Origin of the sequence: Helicobacter canadensis MIT 98-5491 (assembly GCF_000162575.1) — a bacterium.
GTDB lineage: Bacteria > Campylobacterota > Campylobacteria > Campylobacterales > Helicobacteraceae > Helicobacter_D > Helicobacter_D canadensis.
The window spans coordinates 462,899-480,104 of record NZ_CM000776.2 but is presented as its reverse complement, the minus strand read 5'-3'; the positions used below and the strand labels follow the sequence as shown (position 1 = coordinate 480,104).

Sequence of the window (17,206 nt, the reverse complement as noted above, 5' to 3'; positions counted from 1 at the left end):
GCAATGCAAATGACAACACATGACTTAAAACAAATGGATTTAGACTATACTCTACACACTTATGCGCGCAATTACACACATTTTGTAAGAGGAAAGGGTGCGAGACTTTTTGATAACGAAGGTAAAGATTACATTGATTTTGGTGCTGGAATTGCTGTTTGTAGCGTAGGTCACGGCAATGAACGATTAGCTAATGCTATTTGCCAACAAGCCAAAGAACTTATTCACACTTCCAATCTTTATTTGATTGAACCCCAAGCTAAACTAGCCAAAGAACTTATAAAACAAAGTGGTTATGATATGCGTGTATTTTTTGCAAATTCTGGTGCAGAGGCAAATGAAGGTGCTATCAAAATTGCTAGAAAGTTTGGCGAAGTCAATGGAGAAACCAAGCGTTATCAAGTGATTACTTTAGATTCTTCTTTTCATGGACGAACTATTAGCACACTAAAGGCTACTGCTCAAGATAAAATGCACCATTATTTTGGACCTTTTCCAGATGGCTTTGTGTATGCCAAGGATATTTTAGATATTCCAAACAAAATTAGCCCCGTTACTTGTGCAGTGCTTTTAGAGTTAGTCCAAGGCGAAGGGGGCATTACACCTTTTGATAAAGCAGAAATTCAAAAACTAGCTAAATTTTTAAAAGAAAAAAATATTCTACTAATGATTGATGAAGTGCAAACAGGAATCTATCGCAGTGGAGAGCTTTTTGCTTCTAATTATTATGAAATCACTCCTGATGTCATCACAACCGCTAAAGGATTAGCTGGTGGTGTCCCTATTGGTGCAGTTATGACAAGCCTTAAAGATATTTTCTCTCCAGGTGATCACGGAAGCACCTTTGGGGGAAATTTCCTCTCTACAAGAGCAGCACTAGAAGTTTTAGAGATTCTTAAAGAAGAAAAACAAAGTGGTAGATTGGAAAAAACAATCTCTTATTTCACTCAAAAACTTCAAAATTTACAAAAGTCTTATCCAGAAATCTTTATACAGGAAGTAGGCTTAGGACTTATGCGCGGACTTAGATTAAAAGATACAGAATCATTTAATCTCTTTTTGCAAAAAACTTGCGAGAATCGAGTTTTAGTGCTAAAAAGCGGTAAAAATACAGCACGATTCTTACCTACCTTAACAATTAGCAAAGAAGAAATCGATGAAGGTTTTGAACGCATTAATCATTCTCTTAAGGATTTTTAATGATATTTTGTCAAACTCAAATGGAATTGTTAAGCAATCCTAATGAAATCTGCGTTAGGGAACTAAAAGAAAAATCTCGCATTATTGTTAGCATAAGTGAATTATGTGGGAGCGGAAAAAGCACTTTAGAAAAGTGCATCCGTAAACAAGGCTTTGATAATTTCAAGCCCCATCAAATTGCTTGATGATAATGCAATGAGTCTAAATTTATTTATAATACGCCCAAAAATACGCTATAATGCCCCTCCCCCCCCCGCTAATGACAATCTTAAGCCCTTTATAAAATTTCTTCTCCCTTATATCAAAATTATCTTTTATATTTCTGCTAACTTACAAAGAATTAACTTTAGCAGATATTTTAATTCTTCTTATAACTGATGATAACACGCGATTGAAACGATTAGAAAAAGAGAAAATAACAATCAAGGAAGAATCCAAGCTTTAATGAATGGGAATTTGGAAACTAATATCCTTTTTAAATATGGACTTTGCTTAAAAATTAATTGAACAATAGTAGAAGATCTTTGTCAATCTTCTACTTTGGTAGAGAAAATTAGAAAAATCAAAAATGACACTAAGAACAACTAGCCCAAAAGCGCATCTAGTCGGTTTTGTAAATATTGTGCGTTAAATGAAGATGCGTATAAAGCTGCATTAGCTCTTAATTTAGCATTGTTTAATTCATTATAATTTTCTGCTAAATCATCATCCAATAAATTGCCTTCTGCTGCTTTAAGATTAACAACTGTTTGCATATTTGAATCAATGCCTGATTGTATTCCATTCATTGCAGCTCCAATATCAGCACGCTTCATACCCAAATCTTCAATAAAATCTAAAATGCTTTGCTGGTTATTAACACTTAAATTAGCAGTGTTTGGAGATTGTAAATTAATGCTTTCCAATCCATTGCCTGTCATAAAATCCATTTGCCCACCAAAAACATTTTTACCATTAAAAGTCGCTTGAGACACCGCATCATTCATTGATTGTGTTAAAGCTGCTGCTTCACTCTCAATCATTGATCTTTGAGAGCTATTTAGTGCAGGATTCCCCATTGCTACAGAAAGTTCATTCATTCTAATAGCAGAATCACTCAAAGTAGAGAGTGTGCCATCTGCAATTTGCATCATACCAATAGCATCATTAGCATTACGAATCCCTTGAGACATTGAGTTTGCCTGTGCTAAAAGTGCATTAGCAATAGCTAAACTAGCACCATCTGTGGCTTCAATAGGGCGAGGTGAAGCGATTTTCTTTAGTGCTTTTTCTTCATCTTCTTTTGCTTTATTAAGATTAATTAGACTTTCGTTAGCTTGTGTATTTCCAATTTTCATAGTATCTCCTTTCTAATTCCAAGATTGCTTCCTTGCATTTTTAAATTTTCAAGCATTTTCCGTTCCATTTTCCATTTTTTGTTCTAAATATTTGGTATGGACAACACCTCTTCTAAAATCGTCATTTTTCATCATTTTTTTATGGAAATCAATCGTCGTTTTGATGCCTTCCACACAAAACTCATCTAAAGCTCTACTCATTCTAGCAATGGCTTCATCACGAGTTTTTCCCCATACGATTAATTTGCCAATCATTGAATCATAAAACATAGGAACAACATATCCCGCATACGCGTGAGTATCTATCCGAACATTATTGCCGCCTGGTGCAATCCATTTAGTAATTTTTCCTGCAGATGGATAGAATTTTACCGGATCTTCAGCTGTGATTCGACATTCAATCGCACAACCCTTAAAATCCACCTCTTCTTGTTTAGGAAGCTTTTTGCCTTCAGCGATTTGTATCATTAGCTCAATAATATCCAATCCGCTTACAAGCTCACTCACAGGGTGCTCAACTTGCAAACGCGTATTCATCTCCATAAAATAGAAATTTTGATTATTATCAAGCAAAAATTCATAAGTTCCTGCTCCCACATATTTAATAGCCTTTGTTGCAGTAATCGCAGTCTCTAAAAGCTTTTTGCGCGTTTCTGCTTCTAATGTTGGCGCTGGAGATTCTTCAATTAACTTTTGATGGCGTCTTTGAAGTGAGCAATCCCTCTCCCCCACATGCAAAACATTTCCATATTTATCTGCTAATATTTGCACTTCAATGTGCTTTGGCTTATCAATGAACTTCTCCATATAGATTGTCCCATCACCAAAAGCACTAATTGCTTCACTCTCTGCTGCTAAATAAGCATTAAACATATTTTCTTCATTTTGGACAATCCGCATTCCACGACCGCCCCCACCTGCTGCTGCTTTTAAAATTACAGGATAGCCAATTTCTTTTGCAAGTTCTAAAGCTTCTTCTTTGGATTTTACCGCTCCATCGCTTCCAGGTATTACAGGAACCCCAGCATTTTTCATAACTTCTTTTGCTTTGCTTTTATCGCTCATTAATGCCATTACTTCAGGATTTGGACCAATAAATTCAATATTATGATAATTACAAATTTCTACAAAATTTTGATTCTCACTCAAAAAGCCATAACCAGGAAAAATTGCATCGGCATTAAAAAGCTCTGCAGCTGAAATAATAGCAGGAATATTCAAATAACTTTCGCTAGATTTATCCCCACCAATACAAATTTTTGCATCTGCAAGATCTAAATAATGAGCATCTTTATCGGCTGTTGAATACACTGCAATTGCTTTTTTTCCCATTTCTTTAATGGTGCGGATAGCTCTTAATGCAATCTCTCCGCGATTAGCAATTAAAATCGTATTAATTTCTTTGGTTAAAGGCATTAGATTTTCTCCACCACAAATAAAGGAGAATTATACTCCACAGGTTGTGCATCATTAGGAATAATCTCTTTAATCATACAATCAAACTCTGCTTCAATTTCATTCATAATTTTCATTGCTTCAATGATTCCTAGAGTTTGCCCCTTTTTAACCTTATCACCCACATTAACATAAGCAGGAGCATCTGGAGAAGGACAACGATAAAATGTCCCAACCATTGGGGAATTAATCGTTTCTCCCTGAATGGCTTTAGTGTTTTGAGCAGAAGAAGCTGGGGCTGCTACTTCCACTTGGGGTGCATTTTGAGGGATTTGAATAGGAGATAAGATCTGCGTATTTTGGGATTCTACAATCTGTGTGCTCTTGACACCTTTTTCCAATTTAATTTTGGAATTCTCCTGCGTAATACTTAACGCACTTAATGAACTTGAATCGAAAATTTTAATCAGCTCTTTTATTTCCTTAAAATCCATATTTAAGCCTTTTTATTGAATTTTCCCAAAAGTCTCTTTTCGACTAATTGAACTTAATTTGTTATAATAGCACATTTCTTTACAAAAAAAGTTAAAAGGAATAACAAAATGGGACTAAAAGAAGATGCTTGGATTAGAAAAATGGCAATAGATCACAAGATGATTGAACCATTCTGCGAAAATCAAGTGGGCAAAGGCGTAGTAAGCTATGGGCTATCAAGCTATGGCTATGACATACGCGTAAGCAATGAATTTAAGATTTTTACCAATATCAATGCAATGGTAGTCGATCCAAAGAATTTCGATTCTGCTAATGTAGTTGATTTTGTAGGTGATGTCTGCATTGTCCCTCCAAATTCCTTTGCACTTGCACGCACCATAGAGTATTTTAGAATTCCCCGTAATACTTTAGCTATTTGTCTAGGTAAAAGCACCTATGCGCGTTGTGGTATCATTGTCAATGTAACACCTTTTGAACCCGAATTTGAAGGACATATTACTATAGAAATTAGCAATACCACTCCACTTCCTGCCAAAATTTACGCCAATGAAGGGATTGCACAAGTTTTATTTTTGGAAGGTGATGCACCTTGTGAAATAAGCTATAAAGACAAAAAAGGCAAATATCAATCTCAAACTGGAATTACACTCCCAAGAATCTTAAAAAATTAATTAGCAAAATTTTTTGTTTTGCTAATTTACTTATAAAAATAAAACCACTTGCAAACCTTATCCACTTACACATTCTAAAAAGAACTACTACAAAAATTACCAATACAGATCTTAAATCTATTTGTAAATTATATTTAAGCAAATATTCATGGGGGGGGGGGGGGGGCATAATAACAAGTTTATTTTAAATTTTTAAGGAGTAAGAATGAAATTATCTCTTATTGCGTCAAGAGCAATATTTGGTTTAGGAGTGTTAGGGAGTGTGAGTATTTGTGCACAAGAACTAACAACACAAACACAAGAAATTAATGCGGGACAAGTATCACAAAATAACAGCCCAATCACAATTTATGATGAAAGCCAATTGAAAGACTACTTTGATATAGAAATAGATTCAAGCCGCGATGCTGCAAATCTCGTTTTTAAAGAGGGATACAAAGATACAAATTTACAAATCAATAGTGCTTTATATGAGTTTGTCCCCAAGGGCGTAAATAGAGAAAATACATTTGTAACTATTGATTTAGGTAATGGAGTGCTTGATTTAACAAATACTCGAAATATCGTTGGAGGTGACAAAACTTCCTATTTGATTAATGCAGATATTACTGCCTCACAAATCAATATGACTGATATGAATTTACAATATTTTAGGCAAGAAAGCACATTAAGCGGAAATGTAAAACTAACAGGAACACAATTACCCACTGATTCTGATGGTTTTGGCTCTTCTGTAACGATTGCTAGCAGTGGGCTTGGCGATGGTGATTATAATGGTGGCTTAACAATTTGGGGGAATTTGGAGGCAAATAAAACTAGATTTGAAGGTGTTGGTAATGGTTCCTTAAACTTTGATATTAAAGGCAATGTAAATATTAAAGAATCGAATTTTTCTGTGATTTCTACAAGCTTTAATAACCTCTTTTTAGATAGATTTGTTTTTGCAAGTGCAAATAGCTTTAATAGCGATGTAACCACTAGCAATACCGCAGGTGCAAGCATTATTAATAGCATTTACGATATCGTGAGTGATGAGAATCTTGCAAACCAATTCATAGAAATAGAGAGAAGTGCTTACCTTACTCCTATGGATGTGGGAGATTTTGTAAATTACAAATTAAGCGTGGAAAAAAACAATGGTAAAGAATACTTAATTATAAGCGGTGGGGTAAATTCTACAAAAATCAACAGCGCAAAAGAAATTTTAACATTTGAAAAAGAACATTTAGAGAAAATCATACAAATAGAAGATTTAGAAAACTCACAAGATCCGGTTAAAAAATCTATCTTAGAAGATCTACAAGCACAAATTGCAAAAAAAGAGGAAATTCTTAATAAGATTAATTCTAGTGGCGAAGAATCTCTAACAACCGAAGATAAAATGAACGCGATGGGCATTGAAATTACAAATACTACCAAACACATTTTTGAAAAAGTATCTAACCTTAAAGGCTCTCAAGCAGATAACTATAAATTGCTCCTCACAACAGGCATTATGGGTGGTGCTACAAACACTGCTAAAACAGCAGATTCTATGCAATCTTCCGGCAACCTAAACGAAGCACAAGGTATCTTTGATAGTTTGATTAACTCTAATATTAATGCTAGTGTAGGTATAGGTGCAATCACAAATAAAAACTTCTTTAAAGATGTAAGAGAAAGTGCAAAAAGTAGCATAGATACTCTAAATAATAGTAGTTCTGTAAATGGTGCTATAAATATCTCTAATGATATGGCTCTAGGTGGAAGAATAGCTAGAATTAATAATCCCTATAGTGAAATAAAATTTGCAAATACATTAAAGACAAATGCTTTAGCAAATAATTCTAATATAGCCAGTGATATTCCTTATGACTATTATGGCACAAAAACTTATAAAAATAGTGTATGGGCAAATGCTTTTGGTGGAGCAAATATAGTTGATGGAGAAAGTGGAGGATTGTATGGAATAAGCATAGGTGCAGATAAAGAATTTAATGAAAATTTACTTTTAGGAATCTATGCTACTTATGCAAGTTCTAAAATCAAAGATAAGCTAAACACACAAGATTCTGATAATTATCAAATAGGTATTTATAGTTCTTATAGATTCAATCATTCTTGGGAATTAAACTCTAAACTCTATGGACAAATAGGAGATACAAAGCAAGATATTAATTTAGCAGGAAGTTTAAATAATGCTGATTTTAATAGAAAGTTTATTGGGTTTAATACTAATATTGGTAAAGTCTTTAATTTAAACAATGGATTATTTTTAAAACCCTTTGTAGGAGTGAATTATTATTATAGCTATACACCAAGCTATACTGAAAAAGGTAGCTTAGCAAGAAATGTAGAATCTAATACTAATAATTCTTTGAGTTTAGAATTAGGATTAGAGGCTAGAAAATATTTTAATGAAAGCTCTTATTTATTTATAACTCCTAAAATAGAACAATATGTAGTTAATAATGGAGATGATTATATAGCTAGCTTTGTAGGTTCTAATACTTCTTTTTCTATTAAAGGAGAAGAGAAGAAAAAGACTTATGGACAATTAATTGTAGGAGGAAATATCTCTTTAAATGATAGTCTAAGTTTAGATATAGGGATTGGAGCTAAACAAATCTTAGCAGGAAAAGTAGATTCTAAAAATGAAACTTACTTAAGTGGAAATATGGGGATAAAGTATAAGTTTTAAAAGTTACTAGCTAGAAATAAATTATCTTTAATTTCTAGCTAGTTTGAAATTTTAATAGGGCTGATTAAAGAATAAATAAATATAATTTATTTTTCATTTAAAATAAATCAAATATTCTCTATTCATTTCCCACCCATTTATAAACAATCTTATGTGTAATTCTCTCCAATACATTACGCAAGGCTCCCCAATGCATGACTGCTCCGCCAATAAGCCCGATTATACTACCAAGGATAATATCCAAAACCCTTGCTTGAATAATTATATCTGGATTATAATTCATAAAACTCCCAACTTCTGCCAAATAAGTTGAATAAGGCGTTAAAAAAACCATTGCTAATGCATAATTTCTCACCACAATTAATTCTGAAAAAAACATTAAACTCATCATTAAAAGTGCAAATTCTATAGGGCTAAACTCAAAATGCAAAAGTATATAAGCAAAACTTACCCCAAGAATTGTTCCTAAGATTCTCTGTGTTTGCTTAATCCAAATTTGCTTAAAGGTAATGGCTGTTAAAACTGCTGCGCAACTCACTCCAACCCAATAGCCTCTCTCTAGCTCCAAAACATTTTGCAACACCATTGCTAAAGCTACAAAAAAAGCTATAATGATAGGATCTACAACAATCACTCCAAATCCAAAATCACCCACTTTTGGAATCGGTTTTGGAGTGTGTTTAAAAAGATAAATCACACTAAGAGAATATAATAATACCATCACATTAGCTACCATAGCTCCAATAGCCACAAGCCCTATTGCCATAAAATAATCCTCTAATTTAAAAGGAATAAAAGCTCCAAGCAAAGTTGCAAAAGTAAAAAAGAAAAATCCAGGAGCGCCGATACTAAAATACCGCACTACTTGAGCGCTAACCATAGTTACGACAAATACAATCAAAGGAATAAAAGAAGGGAAAATTTGCCCCACAAGCCCCAAAGTAAAAGCTGTAGTAATCCCAAAAGCACAAGACATACTAAGAATCATTTTATGATAAATGGGGGTATCTGGAACATATAAAAAAATATTTGCCCCAATAATTGCTACAAGCCCTAAATCCGGACGCTTAAAGTAAGCCGCTACAAATAAAATAATTGCCACCCCAAGCCCTGCAAAAAAAGGCATTTGCCAAAGTCTATCACTCTTATTCCAAGTGAAAATCAATTTTGCCTCATCTGTTATTTTTTTGAAAAATGACATCATATTCCTTTTTAAGCCTTATTTAGTCTTTATTTTAAATTTTATTCTCATTTGTTGAAATTATAATACATTTTAAATGGTTTTGATTAACTTTGAAATTTGCTATAATCCCTATCAAATAAAAATTCTTACAAATTTAGCAAGGAATTAGCATATGAAAATCATTGCAAGTAATTTTAAAACCAATCACACAAGAAAATCCACACAAGTCTTTTGTGAAAATTTAAAAAACTTTTTACAAACACAGAATTTTCCTCATAAAATAGTGATTTTCCCTCCTGCAACCGCTTTACTTGAAGATTCTTTTACTCATTTTAGAATCGGAGCACAAAATGCTTATTTTACAGAAAATGGTTCTTTTACTGGGGAGATAGGATTAGAACAATTAAATGAATTTAAGATTCAAACCCTTTTAATTGGGCATAGCGAGAGGCGTGAAATCCTAGGCGAATCCCAAGCAATGTGTGCAAAGAAATTTTCTTTTTTTAAAGAAAGAAAATTTGAAATTTTTTATTGCATCGGAGAAACACTAGACATAAAAAAACAAGGACTGCAATCCACTCTTGACTTTTTAGATTCACAACTAGAAGGTATTGATTTAAACTATCCCAACCTTATTTTTGCTTATGAACCAATTTGGGCTATTGGGACTGGTGTGAGCGCAAGTTTAGAAGAAATTACAACCATTCACACGCATTTAAAGCAAAAATTAGGTAAAATTTCGCTTTTATACGGGGGCAGCGTTAAACCTAACAATGTCAAAGAGATTCTTCAAATTGATAGTGTTGATGGTGTGCTTGTTGGTAGTTCTAGCTGGGAAATTTCTAGCTTTTTGGAAATCTTAAAAAATTCACTTTAAGGAGCAAAAATGATAATGAATGGCAAAAAAGGCTTAATCGTAGGGGTAGCTAATAACAAATCCATTGCTTATGGAATCACAAAAGCTTGTAAAGCACAAGGAGCAACAATTGGATTAACCTATATGAATGAAGCAATCCAAAAACGCGTTTTACCTATTGCAGAAGAAATTGGCGATTCGCAATATGTTTATGAACTTGATGTGAGCAAAAAAGAACATTTTGCAAATCTAAGAGAGCAGATTAAAAAAGATTTTGGGAAGCTTGATTTTCTCGTGCATAGCGTTGCATTTGCTCCTAAAGAAGCTTTAGATGGAAGCTTTTTGGAAACAAGCAAAGAAGCCTTTAATGTCGCGATGGAAGTTTCAGTGTATTCTCTCATTGAATTATGTCGCGAACTTGAACCCATTTTAGCTCCTGATGCTTCAATTCTTACTCTTAGCTATCTAGGAAGTGTTAAACATGTGGCACATTATAATGTGATGGGGGTAGCAAAAGCGGCTTTAGAATCAAGTGTGCGCTATTTGGCTCACGATTTAGGCAAAAAAGGAATTAGAGTTAATGCCATTTCTGCAGGACCTATCCGAACCCTTGCAGCAAGTGGAATCGGAGATTTTAAATTTATTCTTAAATGGAATGAAGCCAATGCGCCTTTAGGCAAAAATGTTACCATTGAAGAAGTGGGGAATTCTGCAATGTATCTACTCTCGCCACTTTCAAGTGCTGTAACAGGTGAAATCCACTATGTCGATTGTGGCTATAACATTATGGGAATGTGTGCAGTTGAAGAAATAGATGGCAAAGCCTCTCTAGTCTGGGATAGAGTAAAATAATACAAAAGGGTAAAAGTGGAAGCACAACTTATGAATCTCGCAATTGAAACCTACAAAATTACGCTCATTTTGTCGCTTCCAATGTTGCTTGTAGGATTAGTTGTTGGTTTGCTTATTAGCATTTTTCAAGCCACGACACAAATTAATGAAATGACACTAACCTTTGTGCCTAAAATTCTAGCAGTTATTGTGGTTATTATTTTTACAATGCCGTGGATGCTTAATATGCTCATTGATTTCACAGCACGAATCTTTAATATGATGCCTAACTTTATTTTTTAATGATTCACAAAACAATCGATTTTTCTATTTATAGTAGTATCAAAATTGGACCTACTCTACAAGTCTCTCTCATTCAAAATCCACAAGACTATTATGAAATATTACAACACACAATCACCCCAAAAATCATTGGTGCTGCTAACAATCTCCTTGTTTCGCCCAATGCAAAAAACCTTATTATGCTTGATAAAAATTTTTCTTATATCAAAGATTGTGGAGATTTTTTAGAAGTAGGCGCACTCACTCCAAGCGGAAAGCTTTTCTCCTATGCCAAAAAGCACAATTTAGCAGGTTTTGAAATCCTAAGTGGGCTACCTGGAAGTATCGGCGGAATCATCAAAATGAATGCTGGGTTAAAAGAATACGAAATTAAATCCTCCTTACTTGGAATCTTGAGTCTAAAAAATTCGCAATCGCTCGAATTTATCCCCACACATTCTCTTAATCTATCTTATCGTTCAAGCACAATAAAAACACTCATTTTTGCAGGTATTTTTAAAAAACAAAGCGGTTTTAATCCTAAACTTACTGACCTTTTTGCCAAAATGCGATCCAATCAACCAAAAGAGCCTAGTTTTGGAAGTTGCTTTAAAAATCCGCCCAATGATTTCGCAGGACGATTAATCGAATCTGTGGGCTTAAAAGGAGTCGCCTTTGGAAGCAACAAATCACTAATGTTTAGCCCAAAACACGCTAATTTTTTAGTCAATTTAGGTAAAGCTTCTTTTGAAGAATCTTTAGAATTGATTGAATTAGCAAGGAATGCTGTCTTTGAGCAACATAAAATTACACTCCAAAATGAAGTGCAAATTCTAAAATAATTTACAATCATTTTTATATTATAAGCTAATCTCTTCTAAAAAACTTAGCAATTATTAATACTAAGATTGCCTTGCACTCCTAGATTTATTCCGCAAACACAATCTCTCTTAAAATAACTTCATTACTTCCTTAAAGTTTCTCTTTTTTAAAATAGAATCAAAAAAAGTCAATCTAATTGCTAGTTCTATATCTAAATTGCCCTTTTTTAAACACCATTTCAAAACCTCCAATGCTAAAGAGCCATTTATTTTCTATAGTATTTTTCATAAAGGCAGCCAACTCTCCATTCACATTTTTATGATAGACAATTCCCACTCCATCTGTATGCCCAATAGAACAAACCGTCCCTCTATGATTGAATTTGAAAGGTTTCTTAAACTCTCTACCTTCTAACTTCGCACAAAGAAGCTCTGCAAGATAATCTCCCATTTGTGCAGAGAGTTGTGCAGTTGGTGCGTGAATAGCATCTTTATTAGCCGCAATTGCACAATCTCCTACCACATAAATATTTGGGAATTCTTCGCATTGCAACTGCGAATTTACTTTGATACGACCTTTTTTATTGGGTATTTCTGATTTTTCAACTATATCACTTCCCCTTACTCCAGCACTCCAAATAATAGTGTTACCCTCAAATTCAATCATTTTCCCTTCTTTTTCTACTAAGACCTTATTTTTTTGTATTTCTTTGATATTCCCACCATTAACGATTTCTACCCCCAATTTCTTCAATTTTTCTTCTGCAATATTGACTAATTTAGGATTAAATACAGGCAAAATATGAGGTGATCGTCCAATACAAATAATTTTTGGGATTTTTCTATCAATTCCACAAATCAAACACAATTCATCTAATTGTGTCGCAAGTTCTGCGGCAAATTCAATCCCAGTAAATCCACTTCCACAAACAATCACACATAAATCTTTTGGGTTTTTAGTATGAATAAAGTCCTTAAATTTATTTTCGATATTTTTAGCAAGCTTCAAAGCACGATTAAGGCTTGAAAGCTTATAAGTATATTCTTCTACTCCTTTAATGCCAAAACTATCTGGTTTAAACCCAAGTCCAATCACCAAATAATCATAAAAATACTCTCCGCCATTGCCAATAACTTTATTTTCTTTGGGGCAAAGTTGAATAATTTTATCTTTAATAAAATTTACTTTTTGAGGATTGAGAATCTTACGATAATAGATTCTTGCTTTTCTTGCACTAAGGGTTCCTATTGCTACTTTATGTAACAAAGTTGTTTGGTAATGATAATCGTGTTTGCTAATTAAAGTAACATCAGCCTTAATTTTTAGCTTCCTTTGTAATCCAAGTGCTACTTTTAATCCCCCATAACCTCCACCAATAATCAAGATTTTCTTCGTATTTTGCTCCATTAGAGAATCCTTTGATAATGATTTTGGGTATATACTAATTTAAATTCATTAAGAAACAAATAAAAAGTTTAATATAATTTTACTTTTAAAAGTTTTTATTTGAATAGCAAGTTGGCATAACCTCTTAAGCTTTGCTATAATTTTAGCCTTGAGATTTTTAAAAGGATAAAATTGCAGAATCTTAGACGCTATGCACTTATTTTACTCATCATTGCTTTAATTTATTTTTTAATTGTTTTTCCTGAAGTTGCAAAAATCCTCGCAGGAGTTGCAATCTTACTTGTAGGAATGACCAACCTTAGCAATGGATTTAAAACCTTTAGTGGCGGATTATTAGAAAAGATTCTCAAAAAATCTACAGACACAAGATTTAAAAGCATTACCTTTGGAGTTATCACTACCATTTTAATGCAATCTTCCACACTCGTTTCAATCATTTCAATTTCTTTCCTTTCAGCAGGTTTAATCACTTTAGCTCAAGGTATAGGAATCGTCTTTGGAGCAAATCTTGGTAATAGTGCTGGTTCTTGGCTTATTGTTGGATTAACAAGCATTAATATCTCTATCCTTGCTATTCCACTTATTGTTTGCGGGACTTTACTTGGCTTTCAAAAAGATTCTTTGCTAAAAGGAATTGGACTTATCTTTATGGGAATTGGATTTTTCTTTTTAGGTGTAGATTACATCAAAAATGGCTTTGAAGCTTACAAAGAAGTTATGGATTTATCTCGCTTTAATTTTGAAGGCTTTAAAGGTGTTTTGATTTTTGTAGGACTTGGTGCAATCACTACAGGAATCGTGCAATCAAGCCACGCAACTTTAGCTATTATCATCGCGGCATTACTTAGTGGGCAAATTGGTTTTGAAAACGCTCTTGCAGCTACTTTGGGAACAAGTGTTGGTGGTGTCGTTACAGCCGTTGTTGCAAGCTTTAGTGCCAATATTGAAGGCAAAAAGCTTGCTATGGCTAATTGCATTTTTAACTTCACCATCGCACTCATTGTGATTGCACTTTTCCCTTATTTTGTCGATCTTGTTAATTTAATTGCAAATTATTTAGGAATTCCACAAGATAATCTTGCCTTAAAAACCGCACTTTTTCATACTTTATTCAATCTTGTTGCAGTATTGTTTATTTCTCTTTTTATTAAACAAATTGTCTTTATCCTTGATAAAATAATCAAAGCTCCAAAAGATAGAGATATGGATGCACCACTTTTCTTAAATCAAAATATTGTTAGCTACCCTGATACCGCTATTGAAGCCCTACAAAAAGAAAGTGTGCATCTCTATAATAATGCCTATGCAATGATTGCACACACCATCGGATTTAACCGCAGTGATATTCGTGGTAATGAAAGCTTTGATTCTATTATACAAACCAAAAAATGGTTTAGTGGAAATGTAGATTTAGACTATCTTTATAAGCGTAAAATCAAAGTGCTTTTTGATGCAATTATGGAATTTTCCACAAAAGCCCAAACCTATGTTACCGAGGAAGAAAAATTAGCAAAAATCTTTGCTTTTAAAATTGCCTCACGCAATATCGCAGAAGCTACAAAAAATCTCAAAATCATTCAAACCAATATGAAAGTTTATTCTAGCTCCTCAAACAAAGCATTAGCCGAACAATACAATACAATGCGTAAAGATTTAGGAGAACTTTTAAGAAGCGTAGAAGAGCTTAAGTTAATGGATGATAGTAATGCTTATCTCATTCTCTCTCAACTCAAAAACGCCAAAAATCTACTCAAAGAAAAAGACTACCACACGCTCCATAATGTAGAAACGCTTATCACGCAAGAAAAAATTAGCGTTACCAATGGGACTTCAATTCTCAATGACAGCGCCTTTATTGCTCAAATTGCTAATCAATTAATCGAAGCAGTTGAGATTATTTTTGCCAAAGAAACAGCATAAATTTATAAACCCCAAAAAATCATTTTTTCTTTTGATAAGCTACATAAATGGCAATTCCAAGTGCCACCCCAATCACCAAAGCTAAAGTAATCCAATGCAAATATTCTTTCAATAAATCTTCATTTTGTCCTAGAAAATACCCCAAAGCTACAAGAATGAAACTCCAAATTCCCGCCCCCAAAGAAGTATAAAAACAAAAAACAGCTAAATTCATTTTTCCAAGCCCAGCAGGAAGCGAAATATACTGCCTTACAACTGGAATAAGTCTCCCGCTAAAGGTAGAAATATGTCCGTGTTTAGCAAAAAAATCTTCCATTTTTTTCATCGTTTTCTCATCAAAAAAAACATACTTTCCATATTTAATAAGAATCTCTCTTCCAAAAAATAATGCCAAATAATAATTCAATAATGCACCCGCTAAAGAACCAAGAATCCCAAAAAATATTGCAACAAAAAAATTCATTTCCCCTTGATAAGCCAAATACCCAGCAGGAATCATAACCACTTCACTTGGAAAAGGAATGAAGCTACTCTCTAAAAACATCATAAAAAAGATTCCAAAATACCCCAAATCACCAACAAAATTCACAACAAAATCAATAATTGTTTGCAAAAATTCCTCACTTATTTCAAAAATTAAATTAAATTATAACTAAAACCTAGTTATAATTAAAAAATTTTTTAATAAAATTAAACAAGGAAAAAAGAAAGTGGCAAAAGAAAAATGTCCTCCCTGTGAATGTCCGCAAGGCGTTCCTTTATGGCTTGGAACTTATGGTGATATGGTTACACTCATTTTGACTTTCTTTATTTTACTACTTTCTATGGCTACTTTTACCACTGAAAAAATTGATGAAGCAATCGGTTCTTTAGAAGGGACTTTTGCGGTGCTTGAAAATGGTGTAAAAACACAAATCAATCCCCCTGCTCCAATTCTTGCAACTCCTATTGAAGCCCAACAAGAAATGGAAGATGCAACCAATATCTTTGCTAGTCTTATTACCGAATACAACGAAATCAACAAACTTGCTAATGGTCCAGCTGTTGAATTTGAAGAAGCTGAAGAAGGTGTGATTATTCGCATTCCAGAATCATTACTCTTTGAAAGTGGTAGTGCGACTTTAACTAATTCTAGCGGACTTGCATTTCTAAAAAGATTAACCTTAGAGTTTGATAAACTCCCAGAAACAGCACTAATTAAAGCTATTGGACATACAGATAATGTCCCAATGCGAGAAAATCCCATCTTTGCGGATAATCTAGAACTCTCCATTGCTAGAGGTGTCAATGTTGCTGAACTTATCATTACAGAGGGCATCTCAAAAGAAAGGGTTTTAGGTGGTGGCGAAGGAGAATTTTCCCCAATTGCTAGCAATAAAATTCCAGAACTTAGGGCAAAAAATCGACGCGTGGATTTGTATATCTATAGTATAGGAGAAGATTTTTCTAATCCTACAAAAAATCCAACTAAGTCAAATTAAAGGATTTAAGTGGCACAAAGCTCCATTGAAACACTCTTTGAAGGTGCAATTAAATTTAAAGAAGAAAACTTCCTTGCCTACAAAGAGCTTTTTGAAAATCTCAAAGAAGGGCAAAATCCACACACGCTTTTTGTAGGTTGTGCTGATTCTAGAGTTGTCCCAAATCTTATTACAAACACTCTCCCAGGCGAACTTTTTGTTGTGAGAAATATCGCTAATATTGTCCCGCCTTATAGAAAAGCCGAAGAGTATCTTGCTACAACTTCCGCCATAGAATATGCCCTAGAAGAACTCCAAGTTGAAAATATCATTATTTGCGGACATTCCCATTGTGGAGGCTGTGCAGCTCTCTATGAAGAAGATCACTTTACCAAAATGCCCAATGTTCAAAATTGGCTTAAACTAATTGAACCTGTCAAAAAACAAGTTCTTGCTTTAAATCCACAAAATAAAGCAATGCGTGCTTATCTAACCGAACAAATCAATATTGAAAAACAAATCATGAATCTTTTTACCTATCCCAATGTCAAAGAAAAGTATCTTGCAAGAACATTACACATTTATGGTTGGCACTACATTATTGAAAGTGGCGAAGTGTATAGCTATGATTTTAAAAAACACGAATTTAATTTACTCAAAGGATAGA

Annotated in this window: 17 protein-coding genes; 11 read left to right on the top strand and 6 right to left on the bottom strand. The window is 33.6% G+C overall.

Going from position 1 to position 17,206, the window contains the following annotated elements:
- Positions 1-9 precede the first annotated feature (9 nt).
- Together HCAN_RS02460 and HCAN_RS02455 are read left to right on the top strand one after the other, a co-directional pair.
- Positions 10-1,200, top strand: coding sequence for an aspartate aminotransferase family protein (locus HCAN_RS02460; RefSeq protein ID WP_006655154.1), 1,191 nt, complete (start codon positions 10-12; stop codon positions 1,198-1,200).
- A complete protein-coding gene (locus HCAN_RS02455; protein ID WP_006655153.1) occupies positions 1,200-1,385 on the top strand; it encodes a hypothetical protein in 186 nt (61 codons plus the stop codon). Before HCAN_RS02460 ends, HCAN_RS02455 begins: the two co-directional genes overlap by 1 nt.
- Before the next feature lie 399 nt (positions 1,386-1,784).
- Here HCAN_RS02455 and HCAN_RS02450 read toward each other — a convergent pair whose 3' ends face one another.
- From HCAN_RS02450 to accB, 3 genes are read right to left on the bottom strand one after another with little or no spacing between them, the layout of a single operon-like run.
- Positions 1,785-2,537 (bottom strand): flagellin, encoded by a 753-nt coding sequence (locus HCAN_RS02450; protein WP_006655151.1) that lies wholly within the window; start codon positions 2,535-2,537, stop codon positions 1,785-1,787.
- Positions 2,538-2,585: 48 nt separating this feature from the next.
- Entirely contained in the window at positions 2,586-3,953 is a 1,368-nt protein-coding gene (locus HCAN_RS02445) for an acetyl-CoA carboxylase biotin carboxylase subunit (protein ID WP_006655150.1), read from the bottom strand.
- Entirely contained in the window at positions 3,953-4,426 is a 474-nt protein-coding gene (accB, locus tag HCAN_RS02440; RefSeq protein ID WP_006655149.1) for an acetyl-CoA carboxylase biotin carboxyl carrier protein, read from the bottom strand. The genes HCAN_RS02445 and accB overlap by 1 nt, the downstream gene beginning before the upstream one ends.
- Before the next feature lie 108 nt (positions 4,427-4,534).
- Between accB and dcd the strand changes: the two genes are divergently transcribed.
- Positions 4,535-5,098, top strand: coding sequence for a dCTP deaminase (gene dcd / locus HCAN_RS02435; RefSeq protein ID WP_006655148.1), 564 nt, complete (start codon positions 4,535-4,537; stop codon positions 5,096-5,098).
- A 205-nt stretch (positions 5,099-5,303) separates the two neighbouring features.
- Positions 5,304-7,778 (top strand): autotransporter outer membrane beta-barrel domain-containing protein, encoded by a 2,475-nt coding sequence (locus HCAN_RS08255; RefSeq protein ID WP_006656757.1) that lies wholly within the window; start codon positions 5,304-5,306, stop codon positions 7,776-7,778.
- A 118-nt stretch (positions 7,779-7,896) separates the two neighbouring features.
- On the opposite strand, the gene HCAN_RS02425 is transcribed toward HCAN_RS08255, so the two are convergent.
- Positions 7,897-8,979: an FUSC family protein gene (locus HCAN_RS02425; protein ID WP_006655146.1), complete on the bottom strand. Its 1,083-nt coding sequence runs from the start codon at positions 8,977-8,979 to the stop codon at positions 7,897-7,899.
- Positions 8,980-9,133: 154 nt separating this feature from the next.
- On the opposite strand from HCAN_RS02425, the gene HCAN_RS02420 reads away from it, so the two are divergent.
- From HCAN_RS02420 to HCAN_RS02405, 4 genes are read left to right on the top strand one after another with little or no spacing between them, the layout of a single operon-like run.
- A complete protein-coding gene (locus tag HCAN_RS02420; RefSeq protein WP_006655145.1) occupies positions 9,134-9,838 on the top strand; it encodes a triose-phosphate isomerase in 705 nt (234 codons plus the stop codon).
- Between the two features lie 9 nt (positions 9,839-9,847).
- Entirely contained in the window at positions 9,848-10,669 is an 822-nt protein-coding gene (fabI, locus tag HCAN_RS02415; protein WP_006655144.1) for an enoyl-ACP reductase FabI, read from the top strand.
- 15 nt (positions 10,670-10,684) lie between these two features.
- Complete coding sequence (gene fliQ, locus HCAN_RS02410) at positions 10,685-10,951, top strand: flagellar biosynthesis protein FliQ (RefSeq protein ID WP_006655143.1); 267 nt, start codon at positions 10,685-10,687, stop codon at positions 10,949-10,951.
- Positions 10,951-11,772, top strand: a complete 822-nt coding sequence (locus HCAN_RS02405; RefSeq protein ID WP_006655142.1) for a UDP-N-acetylmuramate dehydrogenase — start codon at positions 10,951-10,953, stop codon at positions 11,770-11,772. The genes fliQ and HCAN_RS02405 overlap by 1 nt, the downstream gene beginning before the upstream one ends.
- 172 nt (positions 11,773-11,944) lie before the next feature.
- On the opposite strand, the gene HCAN_RS02400 is transcribed toward HCAN_RS02405, so the two are convergent.
- Positions 11,945-13,159, bottom strand: coding sequence for an NAD(P)/FAD-dependent oxidoreductase (locus HCAN_RS02400; RefSeq protein WP_006655141.1), 1,215 nt, complete (start codon positions 13,157-13,159; stop codon positions 11,945-11,947).
- A gap of 171 nt (positions 13,160-13,330) precedes the next feature.
- Here HCAN_RS02400 and HCAN_RS02395 point away from each other — a divergent pair, with 171 nt between their 5' ends.
- On the top strand, positions 13,331-15,079 hold the full coding sequence (locus HCAN_RS02395) for a Na/Pi cotransporter family protein (RefSeq protein ID WP_006655140.1): 1,749 nt from the start codon (positions 13,331-13,333) through the stop codon (positions 15,077-15,079).
- Between the two features lie 19 nt (positions 15,080-15,098).
- Here HCAN_RS02395 and HCAN_RS02390 read toward each other — a convergent pair whose 3' ends face one another.
- Entirely contained in the window at positions 15,099-15,692 is a 594-nt protein-coding gene (locus tag HCAN_RS02390) for a DedA family protein (RefSeq protein ID WP_006655139.1), read from the bottom strand.
- A gap of 97 nt (positions 15,693-15,789) precedes the next feature.
- Between HCAN_RS02390 and HCAN_RS02385 the strand changes: the two genes are divergently transcribed.
- A complete protein-coding gene (locus HCAN_RS02385) occupies positions 15,790-16,560 on the top strand; it encodes an OmpA/MotB family protein (RefSeq protein WP_006655138.1) in 771 nt (256 codons plus the stop codon).
- A gap of 24 nt (positions 16,561-16,584) precedes the next feature.
- A complete protein-coding gene (locus tag HCAN_RS02380; protein WP_172617266.1) occupies positions 16,585-17,205 on the top strand; it encodes a carbonic anhydrase in 621 nt (206 codons plus the stop codon).
- Position 17,206 lies beyond the last annotated feature (1 nt).

Coding starts and splice junctions, on each gene's coding strand:
- dcd (WP_006655148.1), top strand. CDS start 4,535: ATGGGACTAAAAGAAGATGCTTGGATTAGAAAAATGGCAATAGATCAC.
- fabI (WP_006655144.1), top strand. CDS start 9,848: ATGATAATGAATGGCAAAAAAGGCTTAATCGTAGGGGTAGCTAATAAC.
- HCAN_RS02445 (WP_006655150.1), bottom strand. CDS start 3,953: ATGCCTTTAACCAAAGAAATTAATACGATTTTAATTGCTAATCGCGGA.
- HCAN_RS02425 (WP_006655146.1), bottom strand. CDS start 8,979: ATGTCATTTTTCAAAAAAATAACAGATGAGGCAAAATTGATTTTCACT.
- HCAN_RS02405 (WP_006655142.1), top strand. CDS start 10,951: ATGATTCACAAAACAATCGATTTTTCTATTTATAGTAGTATCAAAATT.
- HCAN_RS02455 (WP_006655153.1), top strand. CDS start 1,200: ATGATATTTTGTCAAACTCAAATGGAATTGTTAAGCAATCCTAATGAA.
- HCAN_RS02450 (WP_006655151.1), bottom strand. CDS start 2,537: ATGAAAATTGGAAATACACAAGCTAACGAAAGTCTAATTAATCTTAAT.
- HCAN_RS08255 (WP_006656757.1), top strand. CDS start 5,304: ATGAAATTATCTCTTATTGCGTCAAGAGCAATATTTGGTTTAGGAGTG.
- HCAN_RS02400 (WP_006655141.1), bottom strand. CDS start 13,159: ATGGAGCAAAATACGAAGAAAATCTTGATTATTGGTGGAGGTTATGGG.
- HCAN_RS02460 (WP_006655154.1), top strand. CDS start 10: ATGACAACACATGACTTAAAACAAATGGATTTAGACTATACTCTACAC.
- HCAN_RS02420 (WP_006655145.1), top strand. CDS start 9,134: ATGAAAATCATTGCAAGTAATTTTAAAACCAATCACACAAGAAAATCC.
- accB (WP_006655149.1), bottom strand. CDS start 4,426: ATGGATTTTAAGGAAATAAAAGAGCTGATTAAAATTTTCGATTCAAGT.